At 62.8% G+C, this 18185-nt stretch carries 21 protein-coding genes; 18 read left to right on the top strand and 3 right to left on the bottom strand.

What is annotated here, in order from left to right:
- Window positions 1–24: 24 nt before the first annotated feature.
- A complete protein-coding gene (locus NUW12_05790) occupies window positions 25–873 on the bottom strand; it encodes a 3-hydroxybutyryl-CoA dehydrogenase (GenBank protein MCR4402284.1) in 849 nt (282 codons plus the stop codon).
- Between the two features lie 464 nt (window positions 874–1337).
- Between NUW12_05790 and buk (NUW12_05785) the strand changes: the two genes are divergently transcribed.
- The 8 genes from buk (NUW12_05785) to NUW12_05750 all read left to right on the top strand — a co-directional run bounded on the left by buk (NUW12_05785) (window position 1338) and on the right by NUW12_05750 (window position 8398).
- Window positions 1338–2408: a butyrate kinase gene (gene buk / locus NUW12_05785; GenBank protein ID MCR4402283.1), complete on the top strand. Its 1071-nt coding sequence runs from the start codon at window positions 1338–1340 to the stop codon at window positions 2406–2408.
- 28 nt (window positions 2409–2436) lie between these two features.
- A complete protein-coding gene (locus NUW12_05780; GenBank protein ID MCR4402282.1) occupies window positions 2437–3336 on the top strand; it encodes a phosphate butyryltransferase in 900 nt (299 codons plus the stop codon).
- 114 nt (window positions 3337–3450) lie between these two features.
- A complete protein-coding gene (locus NUW12_05775) occupies window positions 3451–4521 on the top strand; it encodes a leucine dehydrogenase (protein MCR4402281.1) in 1071 nt (356 codons plus the stop codon).
- Window positions 4522–4672: 151 nt separating this feature from the next.
- Window positions 4673–5791: a butyrate kinase gene (gene buk, locus NUW12_05770; GenBank protein MCR4402280.1), complete on the top strand. Its 1119-nt coding sequence runs from the start codon at window positions 4673–4675 to the stop codon at window positions 5789–5791.
- 13 nt (window positions 5792–5804) lie between these two features.
- On the top strand, window positions 5805–6008 hold the full coding sequence (locus NUW12_05765; protein ID MCR4402279.1) for a 4Fe-4S binding protein: 204 nt from the start codon (window positions 5805–5807) through the stop codon (window positions 6006–6008).
- Between the two features lie 18 nt (window positions 6009–6026).
- On the top strand, window positions 6027–7091 hold the full coding sequence (locus tag NUW12_05760) for a 3-methyl-2-oxobutanoate dehydrogenase subunit VorB (GenBank protein ID MCR4402278.1): 1065 nt from the start codon (window positions 6027–6029) through the stop codon (window positions 7089–7091).
- Between the two features lie 3 nt (window positions 7092–7094).
- Window positions 7095–7841, top strand: a complete 747-nt coding sequence (locus NUW12_05755; GenBank protein MCR4402277.1) for a thiamine pyrophosphate-dependent enzyme — start codon at window positions 7095–7097, stop codon at window positions 7839–7841.
- Between the two features lie 2 nt (window positions 7842–7843).
- Complete coding sequence (locus NUW12_05750) at window positions 7844–8398, top strand: 2-oxoacid:acceptor oxidoreductase family protein (GenBank protein ID MCR4402276.1); 555 nt, start codon at window positions 7844–7846, stop codon at window positions 8396–8398.
- 20 nt (window positions 8399–8418) lie between these two features.
- Here NUW12_05750 and NUW12_05745 read toward each other — a convergent pair whose 3' ends face one another.
- Window positions 8419–9030 carry a GerMN domain-containing protein gene (locus tag NUW12_05745; protein ID MCR4402275.1) on the bottom strand — a complete coding sequence of 204 codons (612 nt, stop codon included), beginning with the start codon at window positions 9028–9030 and terminating at the stop codon, window positions 8419–8421.
- A 126-nt stretch (window positions 9031–9156) separates the two neighbouring features.
- On the opposite strand from NUW12_05745, the gene NUW12_05740 reads away from it, so the two are divergent.
- A complete protein-coding gene (locus NUW12_05740) occupies window positions 9157–10263 on the top strand; it encodes a DUF3866 family protein (protein ID MCR4402274.1) in 1107 nt (368 codons plus the stop codon).
- Here NUW12_05740 and NUW12_05735 read toward each other — a convergent pair.
- Window positions 10260–10391: a hypothetical protein gene (locus NUW12_05735; GenBank protein ID MCR4402273.1), complete on the bottom strand. Its 132-nt coding sequence runs from the start codon at window positions 10389–10391 to the stop codon at window positions 10260–10262. The genes NUW12_05740 and NUW12_05735 overlap by 4 nt on opposite strands.
- Before the next feature lie 292 nt (window positions 10392–10683).
- Between NUW12_05735 and NUW12_05730 the strand changes: the two genes are divergently transcribed.
- From NUW12_05730 to NUW12_05690, 9 genes are all read left to right on the top strand, one after another.
- On the top strand, window positions 10684–11229 hold the full coding sequence (locus NUW12_05730) for an NUDIX hydrolase (GenBank protein MCR4402272.1): 546 nt from the start codon (window positions 10684–10686) through the stop codon (window positions 11227–11229).
- Window positions 11230–11517: 288 nt separating this feature from the next.
- Window positions 11518–12165, top strand: coding sequence for a stage II sporulation protein M (spoIIM, locus tag NUW12_05725; protein MCR4402271.1), 648 nt, complete (start codon window positions 11518–11520; stop codon window positions 12163–12165).
- 155 nt (window positions 12166–12320) lie between these two features.
- A complete protein-coding gene (xerD, locus tag NUW12_05720) occupies window positions 12321–13322 on the top strand; it encodes a site-specific tyrosine recombinase XerD (protein MCR4402270.1) in 1002 nt (333 codons plus the stop codon).
- Window position 13323: 1 nt separating this feature from the next.
- Entirely contained in the window at window positions 13324–14631 is a 1308-nt protein-coding gene (locus NUW12_05715; protein ID MCR4402269.1) for a pyrimidine-nucleoside phosphorylase, read from the top strand.
- A 143-nt stretch (window positions 14632–14774) separates the two neighbouring features.
- Window positions 14775–15986: a D-alanyl-D-alanine carboxypeptidase gene (locus NUW12_05710; protein ID MCR4402268.1), complete on the top strand. Its 1212-nt coding sequence runs from the start codon at window positions 14775–14777 to the stop codon at window positions 15984–15986.
- Window positions 15987–16178: 192 nt separating this feature from the next.
- The gene (gene spoIIAA, locus NUW12_05705) at window positions 16179–16526 is read left to right on the top strand and encodes an anti-sigma F factor antagonist (protein MCR4402267.1); all 348 of its coding nucleotides are present in this window, start codon (window positions 16179–16181) and stop codon (window positions 16524–16526) included.
- Between the two features lie 4 nt (window positions 16527–16530).
- Window positions 16531–16983, top strand: a complete 453-nt coding sequence (gene spoIIAB / locus NUW12_05700) for an anti-sigma F factor (GenBank protein MCR4402266.1) — start codon at window positions 16531–16533, stop codon at window positions 16981–16983.
- Window positions 16967–17728, top strand: coding sequence for a sigma-70 family RNA polymerase sigma factor (locus tag NUW12_05695; protein MCR4402265.1), 762 nt, complete (start codon window positions 16967–16969; stop codon window positions 17726–17728). The genes spoIIAB and NUW12_05695 overlap by 17 nt, the downstream gene beginning before the upstream one ends.
- A gap of 207 nt (window positions 17729–17935) precedes the next feature.
- Window positions 17936–18142: a dodecin family protein gene (locus NUW12_05690; GenBank protein MCR4402264.1), complete on the top strand. Its 207-nt coding sequence runs from the start codon at window positions 17936–17938 to the stop codon at window positions 18140–18142.
- The last annotated feature ends 43 nt before the right edge of the window (window positions 18143–18185 follow it).

Genomic DNA, 18185 nt, shown 5'->3' with positions numbered 1-18185 from the left:
CACTTGGGTGATCGGCACTCGTGATCAGTACGTGTAGAAGCCCTTTCCGACCTTCCTGCCCAGGTGACCCGCGTCAACCATGCGGCGGAGCAGCGGGCAGGGCCTGAACTTGGGGTCTCTGAAGCCTTCGTAGAGGACTTCCATAATGTGCAGACAGGTATCGAGCCCTATGAGGTCGGCGAGGGCCAGCGGGCCCATTGGGTGATTCATTCCGAGTCTCATCACAGTGTCGATGTCTTCCCGGGAGGCGACTCCCTCCATGAGACAATACGCCGCCTCGTTTATCATCGGGATGAGCAGCCTGTTCGCGACGAACCCGGGATAGTCGGAAACCGCCACGGGGACCTTGCCCATTCTCTCCGCGAGCTCCCAAGCGGCCCGGCGCGTTTCGTCCGAGGTGGCCTCCCCTGAGATGATCTCCACGAGTTTCATGGCGGGAACAGGGTTCATGAAGTGCATGCCGACCACGTTCTCGGGCCGTCTGGTTGCCGACGCGAGCCGCGTGATGGAGATCGAGGACGTGTTGGAGGCGATTACGGCAGCCGGCGGGAGAAGCGCGTCCAACTTTCGGAGGACGTCTTCCTTTACGTCGACTCGCTCAAACACCGCCTCTATGGCCACGTCCGCGTCGGACGTGAGGGAGAGACAAGCCCCGGCCTGGATCCTTGCGAGCACCTCGCGTTTCTCCTCCGGCGCCAGCTTGCCTTTCTCGATGGCGCGGTCGAGCCCCTTCTCCACTGCGGCCAAGCCTCGCCGCGCAAGATCCTCTGAGACGTCCAATAGCACCACGGAAAGCCCGGCTGTTGCCGCCACTTGCGCTATCCCGGTCCCCATCTGCCCCGCGCCCACGACCGCCAACTTGGAGACGTTCACCTGTAGGCCTCCTCTCTCGATCCGGATCTACTGCACGAGGCGCCTCACTTGTGCCGCAGCTTCATGACTAGGGTCTCACCTTGATCCCCGGTGCCGCGCGCAGCTGAGAGTCTGAACCGGACGTCCCTCGTCCTCCGCCCGCCTCAACACAGCCGCCCCACACCGCCTCTCCGAACTTGGGCGCGCACTATGATTGGGCAAGTAAGTCTTTCTTCATGTCAAGGCGAATCCCTTCAGGAGTCCTCGCACCGGACGCACACTTTGTGCAGATACTTGCACAGTACCCAGGTGCGATAGTGCACGCAATTGCACAATTACGAGCACCGCCGCGCTCGAAGCCCGCACAGCTCGCGTGTGGACGGAGTGGCAGAATCCTATGGGTATGGCATGACAATTGCTGCGGAAATAGCGTGGGGCGTTGGCGCACCGACCGATTGACGGCGGAGATTGACGGCGGAACCGAGGTGGAGACATTGCAGGTGCTCGTGATCAATCCCGGCTCAACCGCGACCAGGATCGCCCTGTACACACCCTCCGGCCCCCTCTTCGAGCGGAAGCTCTCTCACGACCACGAGGTCATCGCGTCGTTCCCCGGCATCATGGACCAGTTTCAATACAGGCTTTCAGAGATCATGAAGGTTCTCCGGGAGGAGGAGATGGAACCGGCCAGCGTAGCCGCGGTCGTGGCGCGAGGGGGCCTGCTTCGTCCTGTGGCCGGCGGAACGTACCTGGTCAACGAGAGGATGTTGGAGGACCTGCGCAATCAGGTGCAGGGCCCTCACGCCTCGAACCTCGGGGGTCTCATCGCCCGGCTCTTAGCGGACGGGTGGGGTGTGCCGGCCTTTGTAGTTGACCCGGTGTCGTGCGACGAGTTCGAGCCGTTGGCGAGGGTGTCTGGCGTCCCGGAATTGCCCAGGCGCAGCTTGAGCCACGCGCTGAACATCAAGGCGGCCGTGAGACGGGCCTCGCGAGAGATGGGAGCAGATCCGAAATCAACGAACTACGTCGTCGCCCATCTAGGCGGCGGGATATCAGTCGCGGCCTGCCGAGGGGAACGCATCATCGACGTGAACAACGCCAATGAACAAGGGCCCTTCAGCCCTGAGCGGGCGGGCGGGGTGCCGGCGGTGCCCCTTGCGCGGCTCGCCTTCTCAGGCCGATACACAAAGGAAGAGCTGGTCAAGAAGCTCGTGGGACGCGGTGGCCTCATGGCGTACTTGGGCACGTCCGACGCGGTCGAGGTGGAGAGGAGGATATCCCAGGGAGACGAGCGGGCGCGGCTCGCGTACGAAGCCATGGCCTATCAGGTGGCAAAGGAGATTGGAGCCATGGCTTGCGTGCTCCGCGGCGAAGTGCGAGCTGTCCTGATAACGGGCGGCCTCGCCAACGCGGCGCGCTTGGTGGACATGATCCGGACCCGTGTCCAGTTCGTAGCCGAAGTCAAGGTCTATCCGGGTGAAGAGGAGATGGAGGCCCTCGCGATGGGGGCCTTCAGAGTCCTCTTGGGGGAGGAGGAGGCGAAAGTGTATGTATGACGGAGCAAAGGAACATGGAGCGACTGGGATGGTGAGAAACCTGGAAGACCTCGCGAACATGGCGCGGGACGCAGGCCCGAAGACGTGCGCAGTGGTGTCGGCCGCCGACCCAGAGGTGCTCGTCGCAGCTGATGAGGCTGCACGACGAGGGATCGCCAGGTGCGTGCTCATCGGCGATCCTGCGGAGATAGGGAGGGCCGCGTCCGAGGTTGGAATAGACCTTTCGGGGTACGACGTCGTCGAGGAAGGAGGCGGTCCGGCAGCGGCACGCAGAGGCGTGGCCCTGGTGAACTCGGGGAAGGCGGATCTCATAATGAAAGGCCTAGTGAGCACGGCTGACGTGCTCAGGGCGGTTCTCGACAAAGACATCGGTCTACGCACCGGACGGCTTCTATCGCACTTGTCAGTGTTTCAAGTGCCTTCTCTGGATCGGCTCCTGATTTTCAGTGATGGAGCGATGAACGTAGCGCCTGGCCTGGGAGAGAAGGTCCAGATAGTGCAAAACGCCATAGACGTGGCGCGGAGGCTGGGAATCACAGAGCCGCGAGTCGCCGCTCTCGCGGCGGTCGAGACGGTCAACCCTGACATGCCTGCCACTGTTGATGCCGCGTGCCTCGCGAAGATGGCGGAGCGGGGGCAGATCAAGGGGGGCATCGTGGATGGCCCGCTCGCTCTGGACAACGCGATATCGTCCAGTGCCGCCACACACAAGGGGATCTCGAGCCCCGTGGCGGGACGGGCGGACATTCTCATAGTGCCGGACATAGAAGCCGGAAACGTGTTCTACAAAACTCTCGTGTACCTGGCTGGAGGATGCGCGGCCAGCGTTGTGGTGGGTGCGAAGGCGCCAGTCGTGATCACTTCGAGATCGGACTCGCACACGGCGAAGGTGTATTCGCTCGCCCTCGGCGTGCTTCTGTGCAAGTGAAGCCGTGTGAACCGCTCGGTACTCAGCGCGCAGCGTTTGCGACGGCACGAGGTACGTCGCTTGCCGGCGCCGGGCATGGAGGAAAGAGGCCATGAAAAGGGAGGAGGTCCGGAATTGAAGCTCTTTGAAGAGATGGGACGTTACGGGTTTGAGCAAGTGGTTTTCGCGAACGACGAAGCGTCGGGGCTGCGGGCCATCATTGCCATTCATGACACGACGCTCGGCCCCGCCCTCGGCGGGTGCAGGATGTGGCCTTACGCATCGGAGGAAGATGCCTTGGTAGATGCCTTGAGGCTCGCCCGTGGGATGACGTACAAGAACGCTGCCGCCGGGCTCGATTTCGGTGGGGGCAAGTCCGTCATCATCGGCGACCCGCGCAAGGACAAGTCCGAGGCGCTCTTCCGGGCGTTCGGGAGGTTCGTCGATACCCTCGGAGGCCGGTATCTCACCGCGGAGGACGTGGGAGTGAGCGTGGAGGACATGGAGATCGTCCATGCCGAGACCGACCACGTCCTGGGCCTGTCCGCGATGACCGGCTCGAGCGGCGATCCCTCGCCCGTGACCGCGTTCGGGGTGGTTAGGGGCATGAAGGCATGTGCGAAGGAGGTCTTTGGGAGCGATTCCCTCAAGGGCAAGACAGTCGTCGTCCAGGGCGCGGGCCACGTGGGTTACAACGTGGTGAGATACCTTTCCGAGGAAGGCGCGAAGGTGTACGTGACCGACATCTATGAAGACCGGGCGAGCCAGGCGGCCAAGGATTTTGGGGCCAAGCAGATCGCTCCGAGCGAGGTGTTCGACGTCACGTGCGACGTGTTCTGCCCCTGTGCCCTGGGTTCCGTCATAAACGACGAGACGCTTCCGAAACTCAAGTGCAAGATCGTGGCAGGGGCCGCGAACAACCAACTCAAGGAGGAGCGGCACGGCGACGCCCTGGAAGACATGGGAATACTCTACGCTCCGGACTACATCATCAACGCGGGAGGAGTAATAAACGTAGCTGACGAATTCTACGGTTACAACAGGGAGAGGGCGCTTCGCAAGGCGTCGGGCATATACGAAAACGTGCTGAAGGTCATCGAGATAGCGAAGAGGGAGAAGATCCCTACTTACAAGGCGGCGGCTAGGCTTGCCGAGGAGAGAATAGAGAAACTTGGGAAGATTCGCAAGGTATACGTGCCGGCGTAGGGTGGCTGGCGCGACATGAGAGAACACGGGGGCGCGCCCGGCGTGAGGCGAGCCTGGGTGACGAGGCGCTCGCCGAGGCCATGGGCGCTCCCCGGCGTTATGAGGGCTTCCCCGGCGGGCTGAACGAAGAGCACGAAGAGGGGACACGATCATGGCTTGTACAGAGAACTCTGCAACCAAGCCCGGGTCAGACCACGGCCGCGGCTTTCGGATCCTGGTGATCAACCCGGGGTCCACCTCGACTAAGATAGCTGTGTACGTTGACGAGCACATGCTCTTCCAAGAGACTGTATCCCATGAAAGCGCCGAACTGGCGAAGATCGGTGGCGTGAGCAAGCAGTATCAGATGAGGCTTGACGCCATCCTCGGTGCTCTCGGGAAACACGGAGAGTCCGTGACCGACTTTGACGCGGTCGTGGGGCGAGGAGGGCTGCTCAAGCCCGTGGAGAGTGGAGTGTACGAGGTAAACGAGGAGATGGTGCGCGACCTCACCGGAGCGGGGTCGGTGCCGCACGCTTCGAACCTCGGTGCTCCCCTTGCCCGCGAGATAGCGGCACGCGCGCGGGCACGGGCGTTCATCGCGGACCCCGTGGTCGTGGACGAGCTGTGGGACGTTGCGAGGCTCTCAGGGCTTCCCGAGATCCCACGACGCAGCGTTTTCCACGCCCTCAACCACAAAGCGGTCGCGAGGCAGGCGGCGAGAGACTTGGGCATGCGGTACGAAGACCTGAACCTCGTCGTAGCGCATCTGGGAGGCGGCATAACCGTTGGTGCGCATCTCAAGGGGCGGGTGGTCGACGTAAGCAACGGCCTGGATGGCGAAGGCCCCTTCACGCCAGAGCGAGCGGGCGCCGTTCCCGCCCTCGGCGTGGTGGACCTTTGCTTTTCGGGTAAGTACTCCGAAGACCAAGTCATGAGGAAACTGGTCGGCGCCGGCGGCCTCGTGGCCTACCTTGGGACAAGCGACGCTTCGGAAGTAGAGAGGCGCATCGGCGCGGGCGATGAGCGCGCCGAAATCATTTTCGAGGCCATGGCCTATCAGGTAGCTAAGGAAATAGGAGCGTATGCCGCAGTGCTTTCGGGGGATGTCGACGCGATCATCCTCACGGGGGGTCTAGCCCACTCGCGCCGCATGGTGGAGTGGATCAGGGACAGGGTCAGCTTCATAGCTCCCGTAATGGTGTACCCTGGCGAAAACGAGATGCAGGCGCTCGCTCAAGCCTGCCTCCGCGTCCTGCGTGGCGAGGAAGAGGCCAAGGTGTACAGGTAGGAGGTTTGGTTAGATGCCGAAGGTCGTGTTCAACGAGGAACGGTGCAAAGGGTGCGAGCTGTGCGTCACCTTCTGTCCGAGGAAAGCGTTGGCAATGGCTGAGCACTTCAACAGCAAGGGGTTTCACCCGGCGACGCTCATCGACGAGGAACGGTGCAACTCCTGTACCGCTTGCGCCCGGATGTGCCCCGAAGTGGCCATCGAAGTGTACAGATAGGGAGGAGGGAGGGCGCGCATGGCCGAGAGGATCTTGATGAAAGGCAATGAGGCTGTGGCAGAGGCTGCCATAATAGCGGGATGCAGGTGTTTCTTTGGATACCCCATAACCCCCCAGAACGAGATACCCGAGTACATGTCGAGGCGTATGCCTGAAGTCGGAGGGGTGTTCCTGCAGGCGGAAAGCGAGGTCGCCGGGAGCAATATGGTATACGGGGCCGCATGCACGGGGGCTCGGGTGATGACCACCTCGTCTAGCCCGGGGATCAGCCTCATGCAGGAGGCCATCTCGTACATGGCCGGCGCGGAGCTTCCTTGCGTCATCGTGAACATAGTGCGCGGAGGCCCGGGCCTCGGGGGGATACAGGGTGCGCAGTCCGATTACTTTCAGGCCACCAAGGGTGGCGGCCACGGTGACTATCGCCTCTTGGTGCTCGGCCCTTCCACCGTGCAGGAGCTAGTGGACCTCACGATGGAGGCGTTCGACCTCGCCGAGTTGTACCGCAACCCCGTCATGCTCCTTGGTGACGCGATCCTCGGCCAGATGATGGAGCCTGTGGAAATGCGCGAGCGGCAGCCGAGGGCCGACCTTCCGCCGAAGACCTGGGCGACGACGGGCGCGATGGGCCGACCGAAGAACGTCATAACGTCCTTGTACCTCGACCCCGCGAAGTTGGAGCGGCATAACTTGCGCCTGGCTGACAAGTACCGACGGATGGCCGCAGAGCAGGTGCGTTACGCCACGCACATGACGGAGGACGCCGATGTGGTGCTCGTGGCGTACGGCACGACCGCACGCATAGCCCGTGCTGCGCTCGAAAGGGCCAGGGAGCGCGGGTTGCGAGTCGGCTTGTTCAGGCCGATCAGCCTATGGCCGTTTCCATACGAGGCGCTGGCGGCCGCGACCGCGGGCGCTTCGCGAGTGCTGGTAGTGGAGATGAGCCTCGGCCAAATGGTGGAAGACGTAAGGCTGGCTTGCGGCGATACAAAGCCTGTGCACTTCTACGGGAGGACCGGAGGCATGAGCCCCTCGCCCAGGGAGATACTGGATGAGATCGTGAAGATCGTGGAAAAGGGGGCGTGAGGAATGCAGAAGGTATTCGGGCGGCCTGAGGCGCTCGCGGACGTGCCTACGCACTACTGCCCGGGGTGCACTCACGGGATCATTCACCGGCTCATTGCCGAGGTCATCGACGAGCTCGGGGTGCGCGAGCGTGCCGTGGGGATATCGCCGGTGGGTTGCGCGGTGCTCGCTTATGATTACTTCAACTGCGATTTCGTTGAGGCTTCCCACGGGAGGGCCCCGGCCGTGGCGACCGGGATCAAGCGTGCGTCGCCGAACACGGTCGTGTTCACCTATCAAGGCGACGGCGACCTTGCCTCCATAGGAGCCGGCGAGATAGTCCACGCGGCTTCGAGGGGAGAGAAGATAACGGTCATCTTCGTGAACAACGCCATCTACGGCATGACCGGTGGCCAGATGGCTCCAACGACCCTCCCAGGGCAGAGAACGACCACGTCTCCAAGAGGTCGGGACCCCGAGGTGGCGGGCCATCCGATAAAGGTTTGCGAGCTCCTATCGTCGCTCTCGGGGCCTGCGTACATTGCCAGGGTCTCCGTTACGAATCCGGCCAACGTGGCTAAGGCCAGGCGCACCGTGAAGAAGGCATTTGAGACACAGCTGGACGGAAAGGGGTTCAGCCTTGTGGAGTTCCTGTCCACGTGCCCCACGAACTGGGGTCTGTCCCCCGTCGATGCCCTCAAGTGGGTCGATGACAAGATGGCCGTGTACTACCCGCTCGGGGAGTACACCAAGGTTCCGGAGGTGGGCTGAGCATGCACGAGGAGGTCATCTTCGCGGGATTCGGTGGGCAGGGAGTGCTCCTCATGGGGCAGCTGGTCACCTACGCAGGGATGATGGAAGGTCGCAACGTGACATGGATGCCGTCCTACGGCCCGGAGATGCGCGGAGGCACGGCGAACTGCGGTGTCGTCGTGTCTGAAAGAGAGATCGCGTCTCCGCTAGTGAACGAGCCCACGAGCGTGGTGGCGATGAACAGGCCGTCTCTGGAGAAGTTCCAGGGGATGGTAAGGCCCGGCGGGCTTGTCATATACAATAGCTCGCTCGTCGACACCAGGCCGTCGAGAAGCGACGTCAGGGTGCTCGCCGTGCCGGCTAACGAGATCGCCAACGAGATAGGCGACATGAGGGTAGCGAACATGGTCGCTCTAGGGGCGTACCTCGCCGCCACAGGCGTCGTCAGCGTGGAGACCGTGCTTGCGGCGATGAAGAAGGTCCTTCCTGAGCGCCGCCACGGGCTCATCCCCCTCAACGAACAGGCCATCGCGCGGGGCAGGGACCTAGCGGCGGCGTCTGGCCGGGTGGGGTAGCGCTCGGGCGTTCGCAGGAACTATTGGGGCCTTATCAGAGACGGGTTCCTCTCGAGGGGAGCGTCGATGCCCACGTGGCCGCCGATGCTCTCCTCTTTCTTGCCTTCAATGAGGATCTGAACCCTTGCTATCCCTGGGAACTCAGTGAGCGTGTTCACGATGGACCAGGCGAGGAGCTCCTCCGTGCGGCTGCCTCCGGGGAATCTAGTGCGGATCTCGCTCGAGAAGTCGGCCGTGGCGAGATCTCCGCTTGCGCTCACTCCCAACACCTTTGTCCCCTCTGGGACGAGCCTTTCGAGCCCGGTTTCAGGCGCCGGGCCTCTTGCTAGCAGCTCTAGCGCTCCCCGCATCGCGTCGGTTCCGGCAGGGACCGTGGCCTTGACAGGCACGAGGTAGGAATCGGTAAGTGTGGTACGGCCGAAGTACACGGTGACCTCGGTGGCGGGACGAGTCTGGACGGCAGCCGTCATCTCGTTGACGCGCTTGGAGAGCGCCGAGAGGTCGGCGAAGGCGCGGTCAAGGTCTTTCTCGACGCGTTGGAGGTCGCGTGCGAGCCTCATGGAAGCGCCCATTCCCCATCCCGCAAGCGCAAGGGCGATGAAGATAGCCACCCAGAACTGCCATCTGCTCACGCTGACTCCTCCGTTCCCATGCAGTCACCACTGAGTATGCTGTCCCCGGCGCGGGGAACATATTCTAATGCGGAATACGACGGAGATCGGCACATCCCTGCAAGGAGGCTTCGCCGTGGCGCTGTGATGATAGGAGCACGAGTAGGCGTAGTGAAGTCCGTGGCACGGTTCGGGCGAGGGGTCGTGAAGGCCGAAGTACAGTGCGAAGGTGTGACGGCGGAAGCACTGTGCTACGAGGATTTGACCGGGCCGTGCTCGGTGGGAGACGAAGTCGTTCTCAACACTACTGCGGTGGAACTCGGTCTGGGCACCGGGGGACACCACTTCGTCATGTGGGTGGTCGGGAGGGACCGCCTCGACCTTGACGTGGGGCCCGGGACAGGTCACATAATGAAGGTACGCTACACTCCGATGCAGGTGAGGTGCCTGGCCGTGGAGGAAGAGACGAGCCCGTACCGTCCGGCGTTGGAGTCCTTCTCGTCGCTGGAGGGCACTCCGGTGGTGGCTTGCGAACTCCACAGCATGATAGCGCCGGTAGCAGCGGGAATAAAGGAAACAGCTGGTGACGAGACGCGGGTTGTGTACGTGATGACGGATGGCGGAGCGCTACCCCTACCGTACAGCTCGCTCGTGCGGGAGCTGCGCGAAAAGGGACTCATCGACTTGGCGATCACGTGCGGCCACGCTTTCGGCGGCGATCTCGAGGCGGTGAGCCTCCACTCTGCCCTCGCCGCAGCGCGCGCGTGCGCTCGGGGCGATGCGGTGATCGTCTCAATGGGTCCGGGACAGGCCGGAACTGCCACCAAGTATGGGTTCTCCGGGATTCAGCAGGGAGAAGTGGCCAACGCGGCGTATTCTCTGGGAGGGACGCCGGTCGTGGCTCCGAGAGTGAGCTTCTCTGACGCGCGGGCAAGACACTACGGTGTGAGCCATCACACTCTCACGATCCTGTCCCGCGTCGCGCTGGCGAGGTGTATTGTGGTCGTGCCGGAACTGGGCAGAGAGGAACTGCGCCGGCTGAGGCTTCAGCTTGCCCGGGAAGGCGTGGACCGGCGCCACGTCGTCCTGGTGGAAGACGGGCGTCCAGCCGTGGAGAGGCTCAAGCGCACGAACGTTCGTGTCAGGACGATGGGGCGGGGCCCGGACGAGGATCCCGCCTTCTTCCTGGCCGCGGGCGCCGCGGGTGTGTTGGCCGGCAAGATCGCGTGCGCCACGCGCCGCGCCGAATCCTAGGAGCCACGGGGGGAGGAGAGAAGCTCGGCCAAGGTGACGTGGCCTTTGCAGAGGATGGCGAGAGCGCGGAGGATCTCCGAGGGCTTTCCCGCGATCCAAAGGGCTTCCTTGTGAACCACTATGGTCATGCCTGAAAGTGCCTCCTTGTGAGCGTCTCATGGGTCACGTGGGCTTTGTGACGTAGGCTCATTCTCCACGGTCGCCACCGATGCGCATTTCGACCACCTTCCGCCGCCCCGTGAGCTCCGGCCACATGCCCGCCGGGTTCTTGCGGCAGGCGGTCCCGGATCCCGATCACGCGGCGGCTGGGAGGCTCGGCTGCCACGGCGAACCTAGGGGACATACCCCTCGGATCTGATAAGAGGATACGCACTATCGGGCCGTTTCATGCTACGTGCCCACGAATTGGAGGGACTCGCGTTGGAAGAGGCGCAGTTTGCGGAGAGACAGGTCGGTTCGAGGTCGGTGTACCGGGGGGCCATCCTCACCCTGCGCGTGGACGAAGTCGAGCTGCCGTCGGGAAGGCGGTCGACGCGTGAGGTTGTGGAACACCCCGGCGGCGTGGCGATTGTGGCCGTCGACCGGGACGGTTCGGTGATCCTCGTGCGCCAGTACCGGTACCCAATTCGCTCGACCCTCTGGGAGATCCCCGCCGGGAAGCTGGACCCGGGCGAGAGCCCGAGCGAGTGTGCCGCTCGCGAGCTTGAGGAAGAAACCGGCTACCGAGCAAAGAGACTCGAAGAGATCTTGCCCTTCTATACGTCTCCTGGGTTTTGCGACGAAGTGCTGCACCTTTTCTTCGCGAAGGAGCTCGTGGCCGGGCAGGACAGACCGGAGGAGGACGAGCTCATAGAGACGAGGCGTGTGCGCCGCGAAGAGGTGGAGGCGATGCTGGCAAGGGGAGAGATCCGCGACGGCAAGACCGTCCTCGGGCTGCTCGCCGCGATGTCCAAGGGGCTAATATAGGTGGAGCTGGAGCGGTCTTTCGTCGACCTTCACGTGCACATCGGACGGGACGGCCGCGAGCGTCCTGTCAGGGTGTCCGCTGCCAGGAATCTCACCTTTGACGGTACTCCGCCTCTTATCGCCGGTGGGGGCGGACGCTGTGGCAAGTCCCTCGGGGGTATGTCGGACGACGATTGAGCACGAGCCCCCGCAGCGTCGGATAGGCGCAAGAGCGGTGCTGGAACCGTGAATATCGCGGCGAGCGTGGACATACACATCTAAGGAGGTGGTCCGAAGGAGGATCGCGCGATGCTGGACGATTCACGGTCCCCGGTCTTTGCCGGTGTATCCCTGAGGAGGCATCTGCCCGTCCTAGTCCTAGTGACCTTCATGTTCTTGATGGGCGTCATATTCGGCTCACTCTCGGTCAGGGCGCTTCCCGGAAGCCAGAAGGCCGAGCTCGCCGAGGACCTCATGGTGTTCTTCAGGGGTTTCGGTGGGTCCGGCCAAAACGAGGCGGGCGCAGGCGCAGCTCCGAGGCAAGCGCTTTACAACAACGTCAAGACGATCCTCCTCGCGTTCCTCCTGGGGCTCTCGGTGATAGGAGCCCCGGGCGTGTTGGTTCTCCTCTTCCTGAGGGGCTTCGTCATAGGCTTCACCGTGGGATTCCTCGTCGACGAGATGGCGGCGAAAGGGGTGGTTCTTGCCGCAGCGTCGGTGCTCCCGCAGAACATCTTCATCATCCCTGCGATACTGGCCGGATGCGAGGCGTCGCTCGCGTTCGCGGTTACCCTTGCCCTGGACAGGCTGAGTCACAAACGCGTCCCGATCTACCCTCAGCTGTTCTTTACGGCGGTCGTGTGCCTCGGGGCGGTAGTGCTCCTCGTCGCAGGGAGCGCTGTCGAGACTTACGTTGCGCCCACGTTCATCAGGCTCGTCTCAAGGTACCTGCTCTAGACTTCAGAAGGCTTGGTCGGACAGATGCAGTGGGAACACTATACCGGAGGCGAGGGAAATTGCGGGCGCTCTCCCCCCATGATATACTGGAAACAGCGGGACGACATGGCACGTCTGGATTCGTCCGGCGGTGGAGGAGGAGCGGCGTGGCCCTGTTGGACGGGTTGCTACTGGACGAGTTCCTGGCGTACCTGAGCGTAGAGCGGGGGCTCGCGCAGAACAGCCTGGAATCGTACGCGAGAGACCTCAACCAGTTCGCGGAGTATGTGGAGGAGCTTGGCGGAGGCGGACTCGACGGCGTCACTCAGGATACCATAATGGCGTACCTTGCCCACCTCAGGAGGCAAGGAAGGGCCACGTCGAGCATATGCAGACAGCTGGCTGCAATAAGGGGCCTCTACAAGTTCCTGGACCGCGAAGGCAAGGTCCAGCACGATCCCACGGTGAACCTGGGGTCTCCGAGATTGGAACGGCGCTTGCCCGGGGTGCTCGGGTCGGAAGAAGTAGCGAGGCTCTTGGAAATGCCTGCTATCGGAACCCCCTCGGGCGTGAGGGACCGGGCTATGTTGGAGGTGCTTTACGCCACCGGCATGCGTGTTTCCGAACTCGTGTCGCTCAACGTCGGCGATCTGAACGTGGGGATGGGCTACGTCAGGTGCGTCGGAAAGGGATCCAAGGAGAGGATAGTCCCTGTCGGCAGCGTGGCTTCGCGGTGGACGGAGGTATACCTTCGAACGGCCAGGCCGAGGTTGGTGAGAAGCCGTACTGAGAACGCCCTATTTGTGAACGCCCGAGGCAAGAGGATGACCAGGCAGGGGTTTTGGAAGATAATAAGGGCGTACGCAGCCAAGGCAGGGCTCCAGAAGCACGTGACCCCTCACACGCTGCGTCACTGCTTCGCGACTCACCTCCTCGAGAACGGCGCCGACCTGCGCTCCGTTCAGGAGATGTTGGGCCACGCTGATATCGCGACTACCCAGATTTACACCCATCTTGCCAGGGGCAAGCTGAAGGAGATATATGACGCCGCCCATCCGAGAGCGAAGCGTGCTCGCGTCTCGGGAGGTGCCCCTGCCATGGAACCGACTTCGCCTTCAAATTCAGGCGCGGCCGACCATTCTCCGGTCGCCAGCGCCAAGACAGGGGGGAAGGCGTGACATGAGGGCCTACGACGTCATCCTCAAGAAGAGGCGTGGAGAGGAGCTGTCTCCAGACGAGATCGCCTTTCTTGTGGATGGATTCACACGGGACAAGATCCCCGACTACCAAATGGCAGCATGGTGCATGGCCGTGTTCTTCCAGGGGATGAGCGCGAGAGAGACACGGGATCTCACAATCGCCATGGCAAAGTCTGGGGACGAGGTGGACCTCTCCCAGATTCGCGGCATCAAGGTGGACAAGCACAGCACGGGCGGAGTGGGGGACAAGACCACACTCGTGCTGGCACCGCTCGTGGCCGCATCTGGTGTGCCCGTCGCGAAGATGTCCGGTCGAGGGCTGGGTCACACCGGGGGAACTCTTGACAAGCTCGAGTCGATTCCGGGGTTCCGCGTAGACCTGCCCAGGGAAGCGTTCGTGAGGAACGTGAATTCGGTCGGGCTGGCCGTGGTGGGGCAGACGGCGGAGATAGCGCCCGCTGACAAAAAGCTGTACGCGCTGCGTGACGTTACGGCCACCGTCGACAGCATTCCTCTCATCGCTAGCAGCGTGTGCAGTAAGAAGCTGGCGTGCGGTTCGGACGCCATCGTGTTCGACGTAAAGACGGGCAGCGGGGCGTTCATGAAGTCCGAGAGCGACGCGCACGCTCTCGCGCGCCTCATGGTGGACATCATGAAGGGCGCAGGGCGCAAGGCGGCCGCGGTTGTGAGCGACATGAACCAGCCGCTGGGCCGCGCCGTCGGGAACGCGCTCGAGGTAAGGGAGGCCATTGAGACGCTCCGAGGCGAAGGCCCGCCCGACCTCGTGGAGCTCTGTTTGACTCTGGGTTCGGTGATGCTCGTGCTGGGGGAGGCCGCCTCCGACACCGGTCGGGCTCGGGAGGCCTTGGCCGGTCTATTGAGGAGCGGCGCGGCCCTCGCCAAGTTCTCCGAGTTCGTGAGGGCGCAGGGCGGAGACGCGAGCGTTGTGGAACGCTTGGACGTGCTTCCGAGCGCGGACCACGTAGCGGATGTACCCAGCCCAGGCGCGGGTTACGTGGCGGCCATCGACACTGAGGCGGTGGGCGTCGCGGCCATGCTGCTGGGAGCGGGGCGCCGTGTGAAAGACGAACCGGTGGACCCGGCCGCGGGGCTCGTTGTTCGGAAGAAGCTCGGAGACTGGGTGTCGGCGGACGAGCCTCTCGCTGTCCTTCACACCAACGATCGCGCGGCCGTCGACGAGGCCTCTCGGCTCGTGGCTTCCGCGTACTCCCTCTCCGAGGCGCCCGTGCTGCCGCCCCGTCTCATCAGGAGCGTCATAGACTACTGACATCGCCCCAACTAATCGATCCTGGCGCGTCCCCTCCGGGCGGATTCGGGTATATGCCTGCGTCCGCCCGAATATGTACCTGACTGAAGGTCTCGGACGGTTCCGTCTGCGACGGTTCCTCAGGGTACGGGAGGGGATGGAGGATGAATGCTCGGAGGGTAGCGGCGGGCGTCGCTCTCGCAGTCTTCCTGATCACCGCGGTGTCCATGTGGAACGCCGGCGCCCCAGCCGGCGCGTCAGCGCAAGAGAAGCAGCCCGGTCCTGCCCCAAGCGTGCCGATCACCGCGGGTTCCGCGATTCTCATGGAAGCCTCCTCTGGCCGGGTGCTGTTCGAGAAGGATCCCGACAAGCGTATGGCTCCAGCCAGCATCACGAAGATCATGACCATGCTGCTGGCCATGGAGGCGATCGAGCAGGGAAAGGCAAGCCTTGATGACATGGTGCCCACGAGTGAGCGCGCCATGGAGATGGGAGGGTCGCAGATTTGGCTCGAGGTGGGGGAGGAGATGCCTCTCTCAGACCTCATGAAAGCCATCGCAGTCGTCTCGGCCAATGATGCCAGCGTCGCCGTGGCAGAGCACATCGCCGGGAGCGAAGAGGCCTTCGTAGACATGATGAACGAGCGAGCGCGGGAGCTCGGGATGACAGGAACCCACTTTGCGAACTGCCATGGCCTCCCTCACCAGGACCACTACACGACTGCTAGGGACATCGCCATCATGTCTCGAGCGCTTCTTCGTTATCCCAAGGTCCACGAGTGGTTCACCATATGGATCGACTATGTGCGGGGCGGTAAGAACATCCTCGTCAACACAAACAGGCTCGTCAAGTCATACGAGGGAGCGGACGGACTCAAGACCGGATTCACAGAGGCGGCGGGGTACTGCCTCGCCGCCACGGCCAAGAGAGGAGGCCTTAGGCTGATAGCAGTCGTGTTGAACGTGGCCGACTCGCAGCTACGGTTCAAGGAGGCTTCCTCCCTCCTCGACTTCGGTTTCAGGTACTACTCCGGCGTGGAGATAGCGTCCAAAGGGCAGGTCATGGCGCAACTGGACGTGGCCCGCGGCGTCATTGAGAAGGTGGACGTCGTCGCCAGGGACCATCTCGTGGCCGTAGTGCGCCGGGGCGAGGAGGGCAAGGTGAGGAGCGAGATGGTCCTTCCCGAAAGGATCACCGCCCCGGTGCAGAAAGGGCAGAAGATCGGGGATCTCATCGCCCTACTGGAAGATGGAACGGAGGTTGCGCGAGTTGACCTTGTGGCGGCAGAGGAGGTGAAAAGGGGGAACGTGTTGAGGGTCGTGCTGCGTGCCACCCGAAACCTCTTGCGGACCCTCTTCCGGGTCGGACAGGACTGAATGGGAAAGCGTGACGGCCCTCGGTCGGAGTAGCATCTCGACAACGCAGGCGCGTGAGACAGTGAGGTAGGATGCCCCGAAATGCCCCGGCGACGGGGCATTTTCGTCGTCCCCGGGAGGACTCATAGGAGGGCCGTAGAATACAAACCGTCGGGAGCGCCCGACCGGCATGACACGGTAGGAGGGCTTCGCATGAGAATCGAAACCAGGGCTATTGGAGACGTTCTCGTTGTGCGCCTTTCGGGAGAGCTGGATCTAGGCACCGCTCCCGACTTCCGCGCGAAGGTAGAGGAGGAGCTCGGCGCGAGGCCTGAAGTCACCAACATGCTCTTGATGCTGCGCGACGTCACGTTCATCGACAGTTCGGGCTTGGGAGCCATCCTCGGGAGGTACAAGAGGCTGCGCGCGCACGGAGGACGCGTGGTGGCGGTGTCGCCGTCCCCGCAGGTTCGCAAGGTCTTTGAGCTCTCAGGCCTCGTGAACATCATCCCTGTGTGTGAAACAGAGGACGAGGCCTGGATGCGAGCGTCGGGGGGGTAGGGGGATGAGCGTGACTAACCATGTAACCCTTGAGTTTCCGGCAACCGCTCAGAACGTGGAATTCGCCAGGGTGGCGGTTGCCTGTTTCGCGTCGCAGATCGCATCTTTCACCATGGAAGAGATAGACGACATCAAGCTCATAGTCTCCGAAGCTGTGTCCAACGTAGTGCTCCACGGGTACGACACTCCCGGCGGACTCGTGAGGGTTCGGGCGGTCATCGAGGGCAACGTCCTCACCATAACGGTGGAAGATACGGGCCGTGGGATAGCAGATATAGAGCAAGCCCTCCGTCCAGCGTTCACCACGTCTCCGGATCGCATGGGGATGGGTTTCACCATAATGGAAGCTCTCGCAGACAGCCTCGACGTCTCGTCCAGGCCTGGGGCCGGGGTGCGGGTCACCATGACAAAGGCTCCACGCATGGCAGGGAGCGAGGAGAATGAACGACGGTCTTGAGCGCGTTCGGTTTCCCCAGACACCCGTTCTCTCCGACGAGGAGGTTCGCGAGCTCGCCGCGCGAATCCGCGCTGGAGACGATAAAGCCCGCGAGGAGCTGGTCTCGAGGAACTTGCGCCTCGTGATGAGCATAGTGAACCGCTTCTTGCAGAGAACTGACGATTCCGAAGACCTGTTCCAGGTGGGGTGCGTGGGCCTCTTGCGGGCCGCTGACAGGTTCGACGCTTCTGTGGGCACTCGGTTCTCCACGTACGCCGTTCCCGTGATCCTAGGGGAAATAAGGCGGCACCTTAGGAGCGCGGGGGGGATGAAAATCGGGAGGACTCTGCGGGAGCGTGCGGTCAAAGTCGAGATGGCGAGAGAGCAGCTACGGGCCACTTGCGGCAGAGAACCCACAGTTGAGGAAGTGGCTTCCGCAACGGGTCTCGCGCGCGAGGAGGTGGTTGAGACCCAAGAGGCATTCCAACCCGTCGCGTCCCTCTCGGAGCCGTCTTCCGGCGAGTGTCCCGCGCCCTTTGAGGAGCAGCTCGCGGTGGGCGAGTCTTTCGCCGACAAGAGCGTCGAGTCCATCGCGCTCCAACAAGCCATGACACGGCTTAGCGCTTCGGAGCGAGCCGTTCTGCAGCTGCGCTTCTTCCGCGAGTTGACGCAAGTGGAGGTCGCTCGGGCGCTCGGCATATCCCAGCCCCAAGTCTCGAAGATCGAGCAGAAGGCTTTGCGCCGCCTCAGGCAGGAGCTGGTCTAGACGTTGGCCGAAACCGACCGCGCGGCAATAGTCGTGGAAGGCGAAGCAGCGCCCCGTACTGTGGTCTCTGACACACGGCGGGGCGTTCTCGATCGCTTGAGCTGGCGACTTTCGCGGCCTTCCTTCCGGCCCAACGCAACACGCCACCGGGGAATTAAAGCCATGAGCCGTGAGCATAATTAACCGAGAGAAAGGAGGTTGTTTCACGTGACAGTGGTCAAGATAGTGGAGCTGATGGGCGAGTCCTCAACGAGCTGGGAAGATGCCGTGAACCAGGCCGTTCGTGCCGCATCTCAGACCCTCAGGAATATCACCGGGGTTGAGGTGACCAACATGACCGCCTCAGTGGACAACGGCAAGATAGTCAGGTACAAGGCGGATGTCCACGTTGCCTTCGCGGTGGACGGTACCTGACGGACAGCCCTGGGGAGAGATGCGCATTGACATCCCAGAAAGC

It is taken from the genome of Bacillota bacterium (assembly GCA_024653485.1).
In the GTDB taxonomy this organism is placed as follows: domain Bacteria; phylum Bacillota; class SHA-98; order UBA4971; family UBA4971; genus UBA6256.
The sequence above is the reverse complement of the archived record's forward strand: the minus strand, read 5'-3'. Positions and strand labels throughout refer to the sequence as shown.